Origin of the sequence: Chryseobacterium sp. Tr-659 (assembly GCF_011752975.1) — a bacterium.
Taxonomy (GTDB): Bacteria; Bacteroidota; Bacteroidia; order Flavobacteriales; family Weeksellaceae; genus Chryseobacterium.
Window position 1 is genome coordinate 1 of the sequence record NZ_VWWP01000006.1, and the last position, 17,024, is coordinate 17,024.

Sequence of the window (17,024 nt, forward strand, 5' to 3'; positions counted from 1 at the left end):
ACAGACTATGAGGATAGCTAAGGATTGAACGGTATTATAGGCAATTAATCAATACCCATCACATACACGTTAACCTTGTCATTCCGTAGGAATCTACGCTCCTGCTTTTATGATGAAGCGTTTATATCTTGGTGTACTGCAGAAATTTAGTGGAAGCGGGTCTTCCCTAAACTTGAATACATTATTTAGATTCCTCCGGAATGACAATAATAGGCGGATAAACTTTGGAAATAATAATCTGTGTAATCTGCAAAATCAGCGAGAAAAAGTATTCAATAAGAACTGGCTTTAACCTAAAGTTAAATGTGCTATCTGGATTCCTACGGAATGACAGACTATGAGGATAGCTAAGGATTGAACGGTATTATAGGCAATTAATCAATACACATCACATATACGTTAACCTTGTCATTCCGTAGGAATCTACGCTCCTGCTTTTATGATGAAGCGTTTATATTTTGGTGTGCTGCAGAAATTTAGTGGAAGCGGGTCTTCCCTAAACTTGAATACATTATTTAGATTCCTCCGGAATGACAATAATAGGCGGATAAACTTTGGAAATAATAATCTGCGTAATCAGTAAAATCCGCGAGAAAAAGTATTCAATAAGAACGGGCTTTAGCCAAAAGCTATTGTATTCAAATTATTTTAACTGATAATTCAGAATTTCTACTAAATTGAGTTCCATTTTTGTGCTGTAATTTTAATATGACTGTGAAACAATTATCAATTCTATTGGCCATGCTGTTTTCTATATGCATAGTCAATGCACAACAGACCATTAACTATGGGAAAATCACCGGAAGAGTAGTAGATGCCGGTACAGGAAACGGAATAAGCAGTGCAAGCATAGGCCTGCTCCAAAACAATAAAGAGATCAACGGAGCTATTTCCAATGGGAAAGGTGAATTTACCATAGATAATATCCCTTTTGGGGCCTATAAAGTAGCTGTTTTCTATGCGGGATATAAAAATAAAACGACTTCTGAAATTCAGATTGACAGTAATACGACAAATGCTGTACTGGGAGATATTCAGCTTACAAGCACTGAAACAGCTTTGGAAGGAGTAACCATTGTGGGTAAAAAAGCAGTTATTGAGAATAAAGTTGACAAAATTGTGTTCAATGCGGCTAATGATGTGACATCACAAAATGGTGCTGCTATTGATGTATTGAGAAAAGTACCACAGGTAACAGTGGATGCGGATGGCAATGTAGAGCTTCAGGGGAATTCTAATATCAGATTTCTTATTAACGGAAAGCCGTCCAGTATATTCGGGAACAGTCTGGCGGATGCACTGGCATCTATTCCGGCAAGCCAGATTAAAAGTATTGAGGTGGTTTCCAGTCCTGGTGCAAAATATGATGCGCAGGGTACCGGAGGAATCATCAATATCATTTTAAAGGACAATAAAGTAAAAGGGATCAATGGAATTGTGAATGCTACTGGCGGAACATTATTTGAAACGGGCTCTCTGAATCTGAACTATAAAAACAACAGTTTCAGCATGAATGCCTTTTTCAGTGGAAATGCACAACTAAAGGCGAAGACTCCTTTTTCCCAGGACCGGACTTCCAGGGATGTTACTTCCAATACAGGAACTCATTTATTACAGGATGGCTATACCGATTTTGAAAGACACGGCTACAGAACAGGCTTGGGCTTCGATTGGTCTATGAGCAAATCCAGTTCTTTAAGCGGTTCACTCTCTTTTAACAGCTTCTCGAATAAAAGCACGGGACTGATCAGCCAACAGCAGTATATCACGGATTATAATTCCTCGAATGTGGAATCTATTCTTGGGAACAGAACTTCAGACAATCAATCCTCTGTTCGTTCCATAGATGGAAGCTTGAGTTTCAGAAAAACTTTTAAGAAAGAAGGGCAGGAGCTTACTGCTGATTATGTGTTCAGTTATGGTTCTCCGAAAAGCAGTTATATTCAGACTCAAAGCCTTATGGGAGCTGCCTCTCCATACAATGGGATTTCCGGAAATAATCCGGGAACGGATAACAGCCATAACCTATCCATAGATTATGTGCATCCCTTGAATGATAACATAACCTTTGAAATGGGAGCGAAAACTGTACAACAGCATATCACCAATGTAACGGATGTGCATGTACTGAATACTTTATCGGGGCAGTATGAAACAGATCCGCTGCAGTCTTATCATTTAAATTATGATATGGGAATCTATGCGGCCTATTTTTCTTCAAAGCTTTCATTATTTAATTGGCTGGATGTAAGGGCAGGCTTACGGTATGAGTACACACATTTAAAAATAGATTTCCCGGATACGAATATCCCGTCTTATGGGTTGCTGGTTCCGTCATTTATTCTGTCTCATAAGTTTGAAAGTGGTGAAACTTTGAAATTTTCTTACACAAGAAGAGTAGAAAGACCTGAGTATACAGAGCTCAATCCATTTTTAAACATCAGTGACCCTCATAATATTACCACCGGAAATCCGGCTCTGAAGCCTGAAATAGGAGATAATATGGAGCTAGGTTACACTAAGAATTTTACTAACGGCGGGAATATTTCCCTGTCACTTGTAGAGCGTATCAACAGTCAGGATTTAAAACAGATCACCACATTTTATCCCACCTTTACAGCCAATGGAACTGAATATACCAATGTATCCGTTACTGCAAGGGATAATATCGGTAAGGAATATAACTCCGGGGGAATTGTTTCTGTCTCACTTCCTTTTTTCCAGAATAAGCTGAACCTGAGAAGTAATATCATGGTATTCCACCGCTATATTGTGAGTCATACTTATGTAGGGAACCTGGATATGGGAATGCGCTATCGTGCCAATCTTAATCTTAATTATCAGTTTCCGAAGAACTTTGTACTCGAGGTATTTGGAAATTACAACTCAGCGGCCAAAAATATCCAGGGTAAAAATCCGCAATCCATTACTTATACTTTTGCGGGCAGAAAAGAGTTCTGGAACAAAAAAGCTAGCATAGGCTTTACGATGACCAATCCGTTCAATAAGTATATCCGACAGGTAACCACCGTGGATACCGGCGACTATCAGTCTTATTCGGTAAGAGATCTGCCTTATCGTTCCTTTGGAATCAGCTTCAGTTATAAATTCGGGAAAATGGATTTTAAAAAGGAGAAGGATATCAGTAATGAGTATTTGAATGGGCCGGGATCGGGGAATTAAACTGATATTTTATAGTAATTGAATTAAAGGAATGATATGAGAAATTGTAAGTAAGGAATTTTAAAATAAAAAAATACAGCTTCATTGAAGCTGTATAGTTATAGATAAGATCTGTTTTTCTTTAGAGAAATACAGATTTATTTTTTTGATTTAAGACTTTGTACCTCCTGTTTTAGAGACTCAATTTGTTCTTTTAAAAGCTTAATATATTCCTGTTGATTTTCTAAAATGTATTCTGGAATATTTAAATAAGTATTCATAAAAGGTCCAGAATTAGTTGAAGTGTCATTAAAATTAACAATATTTGCACTTCTTTCTTCTTTGATCTCTTCAACTGGTACATCCAAAGCTTTGGCAAGCTTTTCCCATTCATCATCATAGATTCTTACTTCACCATTTTCTTTTCTACAGTAGTTAGAAACATCTGTAGATAAAATTTTAGACATATAATCTTGTGTGTAACCTCTCTGCTTTCTTAGATTTTTTAGCTTTTCCATAGGGGGAGCGTGTTTTTACAAATATAGAGAAAATTTAGTTGGATTGTGGCAGTTTTGTATTTGTGAAGTATAAATGCAGCTAATGATATTGACCTTTCCGCGGCCAGGAGAAGGTCAAAGAAGGATGAGGTGATGGGGAAATCGGAGGGGTAGATTGAGAAGGTATGATTTCAGATATAAAAAGGTTCAGGGTGTGCTGAACCTTTTTTATTTTTTCAATACTTTCACGAATATACCTAGAACCTTAAAATCAACTGTTTCCTCATCTCTAAGAATGATTGATTCAAAGCTGGAATCATTGGATTTTGGCATCAATACTATTTCTTCATGATGCCATCCTTCTTCATCAGTTGATTTTTTGCTGGAATATTCTTTAATAGTGTAGTTACTCCCAAATTCTAAGTCAGTAATGTTTCTTCCTTCAACTAGAGTAATTAAGCCATTACGAGAACCTCCGCTATATTTTTTGAACAAACAAATACTCCCGTTAGGGATGATTTTATTCATAGATTCACCTACTACAGTGCATGCAAAATAGTCATCTCTATTATATAAGCTATCTAGTTCAATATATTTTACATTTTCTATTTCTTGGATATCAGAAAAAGAGCCTGCTGCAATATTTAAATCATAGAAAGGAATTGAGCTTTTTGTAGGAGTATTGGTAATTTGTATTAATTTTTCTTCTGCGGAGGAGTTGTAAGGTTGAATAAATTGCTGAAGAAAACGTCTCAAATTTTCATTGCATGTATAAATATAAGTACCTTCGATTCCTCTCAACAATATAGTCTTATAAATATTGATAATGAAATCTAGTAATTCTTCTTCGTTTTGAATAGAATTTTTACCATTTTTATCTTTGTACTTTTGCTTATCAACAGTTAATTTTCCAGATGCAAAATCATAGTCCAATTCTGGCCCTATAATAACTCCTGTATAATTCAAATCATAACCTTGTGTGGTATGAATGCATCCTACCTCATTTATAGAATTGATTGAATTTACCCAATCTACAGAAGTACTGTTCCATCTTAATTGATTTTCACCAATAATGATATCATAAGCTTCAGTATTTTTGTTTGATACCCATTCCCAAGCATATCCTGCAACCATTCTCGATAAACCATGAAGCTCATTTTTGGCTTTTATTCTGTCAATCATTTGAGACAAGTCATCGAAAAGATAGAATTCGTAGTCATCTGTTTTATATGGCTGTAAGGAAAGAGTGGAAGGTGCATCAAAAATTTTATGAATTAACCTTATATAGTTATTTCCACCACGTACCCGAAGCTGAGTTTTTAGTTTTTCAACGCGTGTTGATGGGTTCAATTCTAATTTGTTAAAACTTTCTTTAAGGGCATCTGAAGGTTTTATAGATTGATATTGATCATAAAAAATAATAGATTTATTACTTTGTAGAGTAACCCAATCCAATTCGGAAGCTTTAAACTTATCTAAACCTAACTTTTCACAATTACGATCAAATGTTCCAAAGTATGAACCTAAATTTACTCGTCTTCTTAAACGATGCCCTTCGTCAACTATAATAAGATCATATTTGTTTTGTGCTAAATCTGAAGGTCCTATCACCATCTTTCTTGATAAACCGTTTACATTCTTGAAAACATTGGAAATAGTTTTTCTGAATGATGCCATTGGAATTACCAGTGCCATATTTAAATCAGTAAACTTCTCTTTAACCCTTTTTAATAAAAGGAAAAGTTCATCGTCATCTTCATCAAAATCAGCATAATTAAAATCTTCTAAATTTGTTTTTAGTAGTTTAAATAAAAAAATGGCTAAAATAGATTTACCTGTTCCAGCTCCTCCATGAATAAGACTAACTTTAGCATTTTCATCCAATAAACAGTTCAGAATCATTTTCAATCCTTTAATTTGTTCTTTGGAAAGAGATTTATAAGGAGAATATTTAAAAAGGTCTGAATTATTAATAAAATCCAGAGAGTGTCGAGATATGCCGAGTTGTCTGAGTTCATCCCAAATATCTTTGAATAAATCCCAATACACTTTCTTTTCATGATATTGATGATTAGCAATACCAAGGTTACCATTTTGTAAGGTATATTGCCCGTCAGCAGAAATGTACTTGATAAGATTTGATTCTAAATCTAAAGTGGCAGATTTATGGAATAAATTGCTTAAAATAAGATTTACCGATGAAAGCTGCTTCTTTTCTTCAGATTTTAGGTGAGTGTTTATTCTTGTTAGTACATCTGTAGTCTCCCCTACATAAGCCGTTTTAGTATTTTTATTTTTCAAAAAATAAACTATTGGCCAAGATAAGTAATCTCTGTGATTGTTGTTTATTTTTGTTTCTGTGAGGTGATCAAAATCGTATTCCTCTGTAATTGTAAAATTCTTCATTTTTTTACTACAAATCATCGTACTTATTTGATTTTCCCTTTGCTTTTTCTACTGGATATTTCTCATTATTTCTCTGTAATTTCTTTAGAATAATGTTATTGATATCTATATTATTTTTATTTGCAAGGAGTATCCCATACATAAATACATCTGCCAATTCTTCTTCTAGTTTATCTTTATTAAAATCTTCGTTTTTTTTCCATAAAAAAACCTCCAATAGTTCTGATGCTTCAATCGATAAAGCAAGTGCTAGATCTTTTGAATTATGGAATTGTTCCCAATCCCTTTCATCTCGAAACTTAAGTAGTTTTTCTATTGTACTTTTATCTACCATAGCATTATTAATAAAGTGAAATCTATTTAATGTTTAAAAATAGTAAATCTTAAGGATAATTATCTCAAAATTATTAGTTTTCTCCAACGGTTTAGGGTTAAATATATGAATATTCTGATGTACAAATATTTTATTTCCACTATTTAATTAAATAATTTTTATCTCAATAAGAATACACAAACAGCACAGACTAAACACTCATTAGTATGCTTATTCTACAGCCATTGCCATAGTATCTAGCAAAAAGTAGATTGTATTATAAAGAGTAACGAAGCGTAAATAAGCTATACAATAGTTTTAACTCCCAAACTTCTTCACCCTAATCACCTTCTCCCTCACCTTAATCACAAAAGGTTCTAATTGAGCTATTTTCCCTGCTTCCACTTTGAAGGCAGCTGTAGAGCGGTCGCAGTAGGTATTGGTAGGCAGGGAGTTTTTGTTCAGCTCAATCCTGTAGTTTCCGGAGGGTAGGAAGGAGGCAAATTCTCCGTTGTCATCGGTCATGATGTGTTGTACTAACTGATCATTGCGATAGATATTGAACAGAATACCTCCGGTTTTCGGAGTGAAATCTACTGCTGTTTTGGTGTCGAAATCGTAGGTCACTTTTCCCTGGGTGGTTCCGTTTTGATGAAGAGGGATTTCAAGAGAGTAGTGGTGTTTGTCTACTGTAAACTCGGTTTCATCATAATACCAGCCTTGCTGGATTACCTGTTTCAGTGCATATTTTCCGTATGGGATAGAACGGTAGCTGATATAACCTGATGGATCGGTTTTAAAAGAAATGGTATTCAGCATAATAAGATAACCTGCCGCTTCTTTGTCGCCTTCATCATAGATATTATTTTCGTTCAGATCGTAATATACAAAAGCTTTGATGTCTCCTTTCTTACCGGGGTCCAGCGTACTGTTTCTAAGATTAACGGTAACACCGGCTTCAATCGTAAAAAGATTATTGTTGAAACTTCCCGAAGAATAATTGAAGTAGGAAGAGTTCAGATACAGGGCGTACTTTTCCCTTGAATATTTCAGATTTAAAAAGCCTGAAGGAGATTTTCCGTACAAAATATCGTCGGTGTAAGAAACTCCTGAGGTTATGTTCAGCTTGTTGTCGAAGAAGTTTTTATTGACGAAAGCAGAAAGGGAAAGCTTTTCGTAGGTATTGCTTTTATTTAGCATCTTTGAAAAAGCATATTCAGAAAGGAAATAACTTCCATGCTGATAAATACCATTCAGGGTAAGCCATTTGTAGCTGTACGTTCCGCTTACTCTCATCTGGTACTGAGGTTTATCATTGTCCGGATAACGAACAAGCCCTGTTTCCATACTCAGGATGGAAGAGTGTTGCTTATCAGGACTCAGCCAGGTAAGATATTCGGTAAGGCGTTGTGCCTTTAGCTGTTTCGTGTCCTCGTAAGGCTGGGCATTGAAAAAATTATTGTAAGAGTTGGAATTCTCTTCCTGGTACTGATACCCGAACCCCATTCCGAAATTACCTTTTTTAGGAAAGTTGATTCCCGCATCCAGTCTTATATTGCTTGAATTGAGAGTATTGTTGTAAAAATAAAATTTAGGCGAAAACTGGGAGGCCATAATGTTGGCATATACATAATGGTCTTTGAAAATCATCGTGGAAAAGTTCTGCTGAATCTGTAAGATCCCGCGTCTGTTTCCGGGGTAATAATCTGTGCTGTAGAAATAGTTTCCGTTCAGGCTGATCTTCTTGATCATTCCTGAATATTGAGATTCCAAAGCCAAAGAAGGTTTGGTGGGCTGATTGTTTTCGTAGAAACTTAATCCGCCGTAGATTTTTGTATTCATTTTCCAGTCTTTACCGAATGCAGACTGAATATCTGTTCCTGCTACATGGTGTCTTGCCTTTTCATAAGGATCATTCCTGAAAATATAAGTTCCGGAGATATTCCGGGAAGCATTTTGCGCTCCGAGAACGCCTCTGGTATAAAATCCATAGCCATACTTCAGAAATGAATTTCTTTCTATCAGGCTGAAGGTCTGGTCTACGAAGCCTGCTTCAATTTTCTTATCCTTATCCGGAGAAGTGTAGGCGTATTCAACCCCTCTTCCAAACATAGAAACCTCCAGTAACTTGTTGATGTTTCCAACTGTGAATTCACTGTTTTCCCGATGGTAGGTAAGATAGGTATTATTGACAATAGGATCACTCTGATGATTCATGGTGTAAATATTCCCGCGGATAAAAAGATATCCTGAAGGAAGATTGAAGCCCCCGGAACCTACCAGTTGATACATGTCCAGATTTTCTCCGGCATGTCTGTAGCTTGCCGTGATGGTATTCTTGGTGAAATTTGAAAAAGCAGTAGATTCCATATCTTCATAACGCTGTACCGAAGAAACATTCTGTATAGATACCGTGGTATTGCCGAAGATTTCCCTATCTGGCTCTCTGAAACCTGCAATATTTACGGAAATCTGACTACTCCGGGATCTGATCCTGGATGGCATGAAACGGAATATAAATACCGAATCCTTCTGTACGCCAATACTTCCTTTTTTCTCTATAAATGCATTACCCTGGTCAGCTTCCGGAATTTTAAAAACAACCGTTACATTCTGCTTCCTGTTACCAAGATTGGAAACCCTGGCTCTAACCTCTACCGAATCGGTGGCTTTATTCATATAGATCACCGGATTTTCTGCGGTGATACGCATGGAATTATTCTCTGTTACAGTGTATAGAATTTGTTTTTCTACAACTGTTTTATTCTGTTGGTCCGAAAGCCGGAAAGCAAGCCGGGCTTCTCCGGAACCTGCATTATTACTCACCAATATTTTTACGGGTAAGAAAAGGTGCTCACCGGGTTTCATGTCAACCTGAAGACTGTTTCCGGAAATATTTCTGAAGCCGTCAGGAATATTAATTTCCACTTTTCCTTTGAAATGGGTTGCACCCTCATTGTTCAGTACTACCATAAGATCCAGAATATCTGCTTTATCTGCTCTGGATTCATTGCGGATATCAAGACTTATTCCGGGACTGTTCTGTGCCGGAATCCATATTCGAAACGAAATCAAAAAAATGAAAAGGATTTTTTTGAACAGGTCTTGAAACATAGGTTTATTGAGGAATAATCTCGTATTGAAGTGTTGTGGAATATTCTTCTGATTTAGCATTAATCACCCTTTCATCATTCGCTTTAGTGGAATACTTGATATCGTAATATACACTTGAGTTTCCGGTAGAGCCTCCGGTAGCAATAAGCTGTGGAGAAGCACTCAGGAGAACAGAATATACATTGCCTTTGTTTCCTGAAACGGGGGTGAGATCCAGTTTTACAGTTGCCAAAGGAATAAAATTTCCGGCAGGAGAGGTAAACTGTCCCTGAAGAGAACGCAGCTTGATCTGATAATTGGTATTGCTTTTTACAATCAATGCATTGGTATAGGTGGCACTTACTCCGTTTACATAATCTGACATGCTTTTGAATTCCAGTGATCCATTGACTGCTTTTGCGGAAAACTGAAGAGACATTTCAGGTACATCCGTAGGAGTTCCGCTGAGCGTTCCGATCTGGAACTGAAAATTATGATCTGTTCTGCCAATGATATTATTGTACTGGTCATACGCCGTAAACTGTATGGGAGCTATAAAGTTGATCCAGGAGGGGTAGTTTCCCAGATAAGATCCTCCCATAACATTCATGCTGTATTTCAGCTGAAGGTTATAATATCCATTGGGCTGTATCGGCTGGTTGTAGAGCGGGGCATTAGACTGGGGAATTAAAAAGACTTCCTGTTGTTCCTGAAGAAAAGTGTTCAATGGCATTCCGATTTGAGGAATGGTAGGAACGGGACCTGGATAGGCCTGTCCTGATGAGGAAACCGGCTGAAATGAAATTTTGTTAGCGGGTATCGTATACTTTCCGTCAGTAGAAGTGATAGGTTGTTTTAGCCTCATTGATATTTTCCAGTAAGGAACATTGAACGGGCCATTGCCTGACAAGGTAAAAGTATAAGCTTCGGGATTGGTATTTCCGCTGTAAGAATTAATCTGCAGATAACTGTTTACCCATGAAGTATAACTTACCTGTGAGAAACAGTTTAGAGAAACCAGCAGAAAGAGGTAAAGGAGCTTTTTATTATTCATAGCTGAAACTTAATTCTCCTAATTCCAGATTGTTATTGTCTCCATAATCGATCATTACTGAAGCAGTGTACTTTCCTTTTTCAAGGCCTGCCGGCAGTGGAATGTCCATTTCTCGTTTATTTCCGGGCATTGTATAAAAAATGACCGGGTCCAGCGATGTTTTTTTCCCGTTTTGTGTATTGACAAAGTCTGTATATATTTTACCATCTGCCCATACATCTCCATGGTTTTCAAAAAAAACGTTGACTGTATTGGTGGGTTTTCCGTATACCAGATTCTGAATCTCAAGCTTTTTGGTTTTGGCTGCGGGAAGCTTATGGAAAAGCTTGATCCCCGAGCGGATGCTTACTTTGATGTTGGCACCTTTATGATCTACATCATCAACAGGATTCATCTGGCTTACATACAAAACGGCCGTGTGTGCGGCCAATTGATCTGAAAGGGCATTGGGTACCGTAATGGTAACATCAATATCTTTTTTTTCTCCCGGAGCCAGCGTAAAGTAATTGTCTTCCTTTTTTACGGAAACCCAGCTTGCACAGGAAGTGGGAAGGGTATTTGCGGGATACGTTACATTTTCACCTTTGCCGTCATATTCCCAGTCTCCCAAACTTACAGCGAGGTCCAAAGAATTCTTTGCACTTACGTTCGTTACCGTTATTTTCTGGGTATTGCTGTTTCCATTTCCCGACTCAAAGTACAGTCTTGGAGGGGAAACCGAAACTCCTGTTTGTGCATATCCATGAAAAGAAAATAGGAAAAGAATGCTGAAAAGGAGAAAAGAGAATCTGTTCATGACGGAAATTAGTTTTAAGTGAGGATAAAGTGCTGTGGTAGGTACAACACTTTATCATTACATAATGATATATTATTGAGAAATAATAGTATACGTCAGCTCAGTAGTATATACAGTAGGATCTTGTCCAGCTATATAATTGTCAAGGTAAGCATTAGCTCCTGCTCCTTTATATTCAATATTGATTTTTTTATCTACTCCTCCGTTAGCTGAACTTACCAAAGTGGTTTCATTTGCAGATAATTGTACGTTTTGAGCATATTGAGCACCGTTTACAGCTTCAGAACCGGCACTTGCTTTAATTTGTATAGTGTTGGCCTGGATGTTTTTACCTCCATTCTGTAAAGCAGCGTTAGCACTTTTTACTTTCACCTGAAAACCTCCGGTGCTGTAAATGCTCAAATGATCTGCATTCACAGAAGATACACCGTTTGCATAATCGTCTTTAGTTACATAGTCTAGGTTTACAATTTTCTGAGCATTGTTAACTACAAGAGTCTGAATTGGTTTAAGTCTTACGTTTAGAGTTACGTTCTGCTGGGCCTTTAATGTTGCGAATCCCAAAAGAGCAAAAGATGCTAAAATAAAATTTTTCATTGGTTTAATGACGTTTTTTTGTATTAATAATTTTTAAAATTGCGGTTGCAAAGGTAAATACAAAGAACATCAGTGTCTTTGTGAAAAATTACTTATTATTTGTGAATTTTTACAGGCAAATTAATATTCAGCAGGAAATGCTTTTTATGATTAAAAACATAAAAAGTATCATTTTAGTAACAATAAGATTACCATAAAATAAAAGAAGTGCTATATCAATCTAAAGATTTGTTTATGCTTATCATATTGATAATAAATAAATTGTAAAATTACTATTCGTTGCATAGTGATTTTTTTAAGCCTTCCTTATTTTTTTATTGAGAAATTAGAGTTAATATTAAAAAATTAGGTTCATCATTTTTATTGATGATTAAATTTTTTATTGCATTTTCTATCTTATCATTAATTGTATATCTCTTTTGAACCACTCCTTTATGATGGTTGATAAGATGATACTCATCAGATCTCTCCCTCTTAACTTCAGGATTGTCGATCTTCTCACGATAATCATCATATTGCGCATTCAGCTGAAACCCTGACGGACTTGAGATTGTCACAGACTGAACCTCCCGTGAGAAAGTTTCATTCCCATCGTCCGAAAATCCTTTGCCAATCGTAAGCATCTGTACGGGATAAAGCCTTACGTTTAGCCTCGTGCCGTCTGCTGATTGTGCAAATGATTTAGTAAAAGCAAAATATAATATAATGAATAAAATGTACTTTGCAAGCATATAACCTAGATTTTTCCCCAAAAGGTTATTTATGTAAATATACAAATTATTTCATTTCTGAGGGATTTTTTCCGGTATGTTTTTTTATGAAATTTGTGAAGTTTCCTTCATTGCTGAAACCCAGCTCATAAGATATTTCAGAGATCGTAGAATTGGAAAAATTTAATGCTTTTTTGCATTCTGTGATCAATTTTTCGATGATAATATGCTTGGCTGTTTTCCCAAGTACGTATTCTGTCATCTCTGTCAGTTTCCTGGATGAAATATTCAGCTCTTGGGCATAGTAGGCAACTTTTTTTGCTTTTTTGTAATCTCGTTGTAAAAGCACCTTGAACCGGTTGACATAATACATATAGTCAAACTTAATATCTTTTTTGATTTCTTCGGTGGGAATATGTAAAAAGGCATCAAGCATCAGCCTTTCTATTGCATTATGGGCCGCAGATATATAAAGGCTTTCATCCTTATTCCGGAAATTTTCCATCCGTTCCATAAAGATCACTCTCATCTGTTCGATATTAATGAGCGGAGCAATAAAGATATGTGAATCATAATTGTAAAAAAGCTGTGAATTGATAAAAAGGCTGTCTTTGTTTGATCTTTCATAAAAACTGGATGAAAAAGCAATCACATAAACATCAGCTTTTTTGTTCTCACCAAAAACAATATTCTTTTGCGGGCCAACAAAAGCAATGTTTCCCCTTTTTAACGGGTAAAGAACACTTTCTACTGTTAAATGGATATCTTCAAGAATAATGTAAATACAGAAATATTCTAATGTGTTTAATTCTCTTCTGTTATTATTTCTACTGATAATATAATCTAAACGATTGATACTGAATCCTATATTTTTTAACTGATCCGTGATTTTGTACATACATTATTACTCATTCTGTCCAAGAAAAACTCTTGTAAATTATTGATATAAATAAATAAAAAATTTATTAAATATCGCATTTTAAAGAAAAAAATTAAGTTAACTAGGTGTTGAAATACCGAACAGGCTTATAACCATTCAGGAATATTGAGAAGGTTGTATTTGTAATTATTTGATTTTTAGCGCTTTGTTGTTAGGTTGGGAGAGTGTTGTTGAGATCCTTCAATAATTAGATGGCTATTTTTTTGAAGCTATACTCTGTTAATCTTTACTCGCCTGATTTTGATGAAATTCCCTGTACAAATAAGTATTTCAGGTTTTCTTTTGTTATAAAATGTAGAATTTCTTTTGTATCAGATTCCTATCTTTAATAGTATCTATGAATGCTGTTAAAGATAGGAATTGATATCAGAAATAAACTATGGATTTAATCCCACAGCTACCGCCTGTGTTCGCCTGCACATCCACTTTCTCAATCTCCATACCGGCAGATATACGAAAATCACAGATAAGATTCCCGCCAGTGTTCCTACAACTACAGCCATTGCAGTAGCATCCAGCTTATAATCTTTTGAGAAATTATACTGGCCTATAAAGAGCAGAGAAAGTACCAATGATCCGGTGATCAAGCCATGTAAGATGCTTAGTTTGGTCATCAGTTTTTTAATATTAAGCTGTTCATCAACGGTAAATTCTATGGCTTCCTGATGGGCTGCATCCGTTACTCTTTTAATGATATCAATAGTAAGGACTACCGGAAGAAAAATGGCCATAGGCAGAGTCAGACGTGCCAGATTTTGTGTTCCGGAAAAAAAATGCGTGTAACCTAGTTCCTTAAAGCTGGCATACGCAATGATGAAATTAAAAAACACATTCGGGAGGACATAGTAAATCGTACGCTTGATGAGAAAGCGTCTGAGGGTGGTTTTCTTTATTGGTTTAGGCTTTGGAGGCTTTATTTTAAATTTCATAGAGAGGTGGTCAATAGCTCAATAGCTTTATCTTTTATCATATGGGCTTCCTCTTTGGGAAGAAAATTTTCATTAGACATGAAAGTGAAGTCCATTTGCTGGTTGTACGTGCTGGCAACTAAAGTGTTTGAATTCAGCCATGGGAAAGCCACAGTAGGACTGAATACTGTTTCCAGATTGAAGTTTTTATAATCATTGGGAATATTCACCTTTCCCATATTGGATAAGGTTACATCATGCCCGCCTTCGCTGGATTTCAGCATATTGATCATACGTTCTACAATAGGATGCATATGTTCTCCCATCCATAAAAGTTCGCGGGCTTCCATTTTATTTATTTTCTCCGTAAGGTCTTTTTTGATCTGTTTGGCATTGCTCAGAACATCCTTACCGTCTTTTTTTATAGAAAGTTCTACCGTTGGAGCGAAGGCAAATAGATGATCTTCTTTAATTTCCGGAATAAAATGACGTACATCTACGGGGCTGATCACCTTGCCTTTGGCACGGTCTCCCTGAATATCGCGGAAGGCCTGCATTACGGAAGAACACAGCAAAGCATGTACAGAAATTCCGTTGGCTTTGCATTTTTCAGTAATAAGTTTAGTGTCCTCCGGACTCATTTTCCAGTGAATGGCGTAGTTCTTTCCAAGATTTCTCTTTTTGCTTTTTCGCTGGATAGAAAAGAATATTTTAGCAAACAACAAATAAAAGCCGGCCTTATATTTTTTAATTCCTGTATTAAAATTCGAAGGCAGAAAATCATCAACAGACTCAAAAGCGATATAAGGAATTAATGGAGAATAAGGATTGTCCAGCAAACTAAGAAGTTCACGTATTAAAGTTACTCCGGTAGTTCCGTCCGAAATACAGTGAGGCATGATCCAAAGGATTTCTGAGACATCCTGACCTTTTACCCAAACCACCTCAGCCAATGGCTTTTTAGGCTCTTCAAAGAGACGAAACCATCCTTTTTCGGATTCCTTAAACCAGTCATCGTCTGCCTTTCGTTCCACAATACGAAGGGGAATAGTTTCAATATCTTTCTGTCCTATAAAATAAGGATAGCGCCCTTTCGTATGATCAATGGTGGCTCTTAATATAGGATGTTTTTGCTGGATTTTGACAAGGGCTGTTTTAAAAGTCTCCTCAGAAATCTGGCCGTTGATCTTTGCGGTATAAATACAATTTAAAGGTGTTTCCGGATCCACATACATGATCCTTTCCACCATCATTAAAGGTCGTTTGATCATGATACAGCTGTTTGTTTAAGTTGTGAATGAATCATTTGTACCACCTCATCGCGGATGGCCAATGCATCTGGATATGGTAAATAACCTTCGCTGCCCATGAATGAAAAATCCATTTCACCACGGTACGTTGAGGTTACCATTGTTGTCGTATTTCCCAAAGGCCCAATTACAGAAGGACTGAAAATGGTATCGACACTGAATGCTTTGTATTCGTGAGGAATCTGAATACGCCCCAGATTTGAAAACATACAATCGTTGGATGATTTTCCGTTCTTTAACAGCTTCGTGAAGTTATTCAGTGCATCATGCCCGGATTCCATTACCATCATTGTGATATAAGGATTCAGTTTGGAGGTTTTTTGCTCCACAGATTTCTGCATTGCACGGAGATTGTCTGTAAAGCTTAGTTTTTCATCAGAAGAAACCACGATCATCAGCCCGAAAGCGAAGATATGGTCCTCTTTGATCTGCGTGGCAAAACGTCTGATATCTACCGGGCAGGAAACCTTATTGAAAGATTTTTCACCTCTTACTTTTTTAAATGCCTGCAATACAGCCGCACTTAAAAACGTATTCACGGTCACTTCCTGAGATTTGCAGTAGGCTATTAATTGTTTGCTTATTATTTCATCCAGTTTCCAGTGGATCAGATAGTCATTTTGTCTTTCAATGGCTTTTTTACCTACCGGAATCCATTTGATAGCGGTAGCTGCCAATCTTCCGATAAACTTGGCTTTCAGCCTCTGTCTGCGGCTGTTTAGAATTTTTGCAGGAACTACATCCTGGATTCCCAATATCGGATTTTCTATTCCAATATCGGCTGCCGGATTGTCCAGTACTTTCAGAAATTCGTGCAGAAAGGCCATTGCAGAGCCACCATCACATAAACAATGGTGGAACGCAAATAGCATGTCAGAAACGTTTTCCCCCTTGATCCAGACAAACCGGATGAGAGGTAATTTTTCATAATTGAATGGTGTATTCCATTCTCTCCTGGATTCTTCCTGCCACTGATCTTCTCCCTGTCTGGTCAATATCCTTACGGGTATTGATATGGGCTGCTCAGGAACATTGAACCACGGAATATTTTTCTCATCATAGCTGATCAATGCTCTCAGCCAAGGATGTTTATTTTGAATTTGGGCCAGAGCCTGCTGGATTTCTTTTAAGGTAAAGCTTCCTCTCAGCCTGAACGGAATAACCGCGTTAAAAGGTTCTGTACCGTCACCTAATAACATACGCTCACCAAATAATAATCTTCTTTTCACGTGTGGATT

The 17,024-nt window shown here is 36.7% G+C and carries 13 protein-coding genes; 1 reads left to right on the forward strand and 12 read right to left on the reverse strand.

The genetic code is table 11. The annotated features are described in order from the left end of the window. Positions 1 to 714: 714 nt before the first annotated feature. Complete coding sequence (locus F3J23_RS13715; RefSeq protein WP_167029924.1) at positions 715 to 3,183, forward strand: outer membrane beta-barrel protein; 2,469 nt, start codon at positions 715 to 717, stop codon at positions 3,181 to 3,183. Between the two features lie 137 nt (positions 3,184 to 3,320). Here F3J23_RS13715 and F3J23_RS13720 read toward each other — a convergent pair whose 3' ends face one another. From F3J23_RS13720 to F3J23_RS13775, 12 genes are all read right to left on the reverse strand, one after another. Beyond that, complete coding sequence (locus F3J23_RS13720; protein ID WP_167029926.1) at positions 3,321 to 3,680, reverse strand: helix-turn-helix domain-containing protein; 360 nt, start codon at positions 3,678 to 3,680, stop codon at positions 3,321 to 3,323. Between the two features lie 207 nt (positions 3,681 to 3,887). Next, entirely contained in the window at positions 3,888 to 6,065 is a 2,178-nt protein-coding gene (locus tag F3J23_RS13725; RefSeq protein WP_167029929.1) for a DNA/RNA helicase domain-containing protein, read from the reverse strand. 7 nt (positions 6,066 to 6,072) lie between these two features. Then, positions 6,073 to 6,399, reverse strand: coding sequence for a nucleotide pyrophosphohydrolase (locus tag F3J23_RS13730; protein WP_167029932.1), 327 nt, complete (start codon positions 6,397 to 6,399; stop codon positions 6,073 to 6,075). A gap of 297 nt (positions 6,400 to 6,696) precedes the next feature. Next, on the reverse strand, positions 6,697 to 9,453 hold the full coding sequence (locus F3J23_RS13735) for a hypothetical protein (protein ID WP_167029935.1): 2,757 nt from the start codon (positions 9,451 to 9,453) through the stop codon (positions 6,697 to 6,699). Between the two features lie 43 nt (positions 9,454 to 9,496). After that, the gene (locus tag F3J23_RS13740; RefSeq protein ID WP_167029938.1) at positions 9,497 to 10,525 is read right to left on the reverse strand and encodes a hypothetical protein; all 1,029 of its coding nucleotides are present in this window, start codon (positions 10,523 to 10,525) and stop codon (positions 9,497 to 9,499) included. Further along, positions 10,518 to 11,321 (reverse strand): molecular chaperone, encoded by an 804-nt coding sequence (locus tag F3J23_RS13745; protein WP_167029941.1) that lies wholly within the window; start codon positions 11,319 to 11,321, stop codon positions 10,518 to 10,520. Before F3J23_RS13745 ends, F3J23_RS13740 begins: the two co-directional genes overlap by 8 nt. A 72-nt stretch (positions 11,322 to 11,393) precedes the next feature. Beyond that, the gene (locus F3J23_RS13750) at positions 11,394 to 11,918 is read right to left on the reverse strand and encodes a hypothetical protein (protein ID WP_167029944.1); all 525 of its coding nucleotides are present in this window, start codon (positions 11,916 to 11,918) and stop codon (positions 11,394 to 11,396) included. 314 nt (positions 11,919 to 12,232) lie between these two features. Next, positions 12,233 to 12,649: a hypothetical protein gene (locus F3J23_RS13755; protein WP_167029947.1), complete on the reverse strand. Its 417-nt coding sequence runs from the start codon at positions 12,647 to 12,649 to the stop codon at positions 12,233 to 12,235. A gap of 46 nt (positions 12,650 to 12,695) precedes the next feature. Further along, on the reverse strand, positions 12,696 to 13,526 hold the full coding sequence (locus F3J23_RS13760; protein ID WP_167029950.1) for a helix-turn-helix domain-containing protein: 831 nt from the start codon (positions 13,524 to 13,526) through the stop codon (positions 12,696 to 12,698). A gap of 419 nt (positions 13,527 to 13,945) precedes the next feature. Next, positions 13,946 to 14,497, reverse strand: a complete 552-nt coding sequence (locus F3J23_RS13765) for a hypothetical protein (protein WP_167029953.1) — start codon at positions 14,495 to 14,497, stop codon at positions 13,946 to 13,948. Next, on the reverse strand, positions 14,494 to 15,747 hold the full coding sequence (locus tag F3J23_RS13770) for a phthiocerol/phthiodiolone dimycocerosyl transferase family protein (protein ID WP_167029956.1): 1,254 nt from the start codon (positions 15,745 to 15,747) through the stop codon (positions 14,494 to 14,496). The genes F3J23_RS13765 and F3J23_RS13770 overlap by 4 nt, the downstream gene beginning before the upstream one ends. Further along, the gene (locus F3J23_RS13775; RefSeq protein WP_317167729.1) at positions 15,744 to 17,015 is read right to left on the reverse strand and encodes a condensation domain-containing protein; all 1,272 of its coding nucleotides are present in this window, start codon (positions 17,013 to 17,015) and stop codon (positions 15,744 to 15,746) included. The genes F3J23_RS13770 and F3J23_RS13775 overlap by 4 nt, the downstream gene beginning before the upstream one ends. Positions 17,016 to 17,024 lie beyond the last annotated feature (9 nt).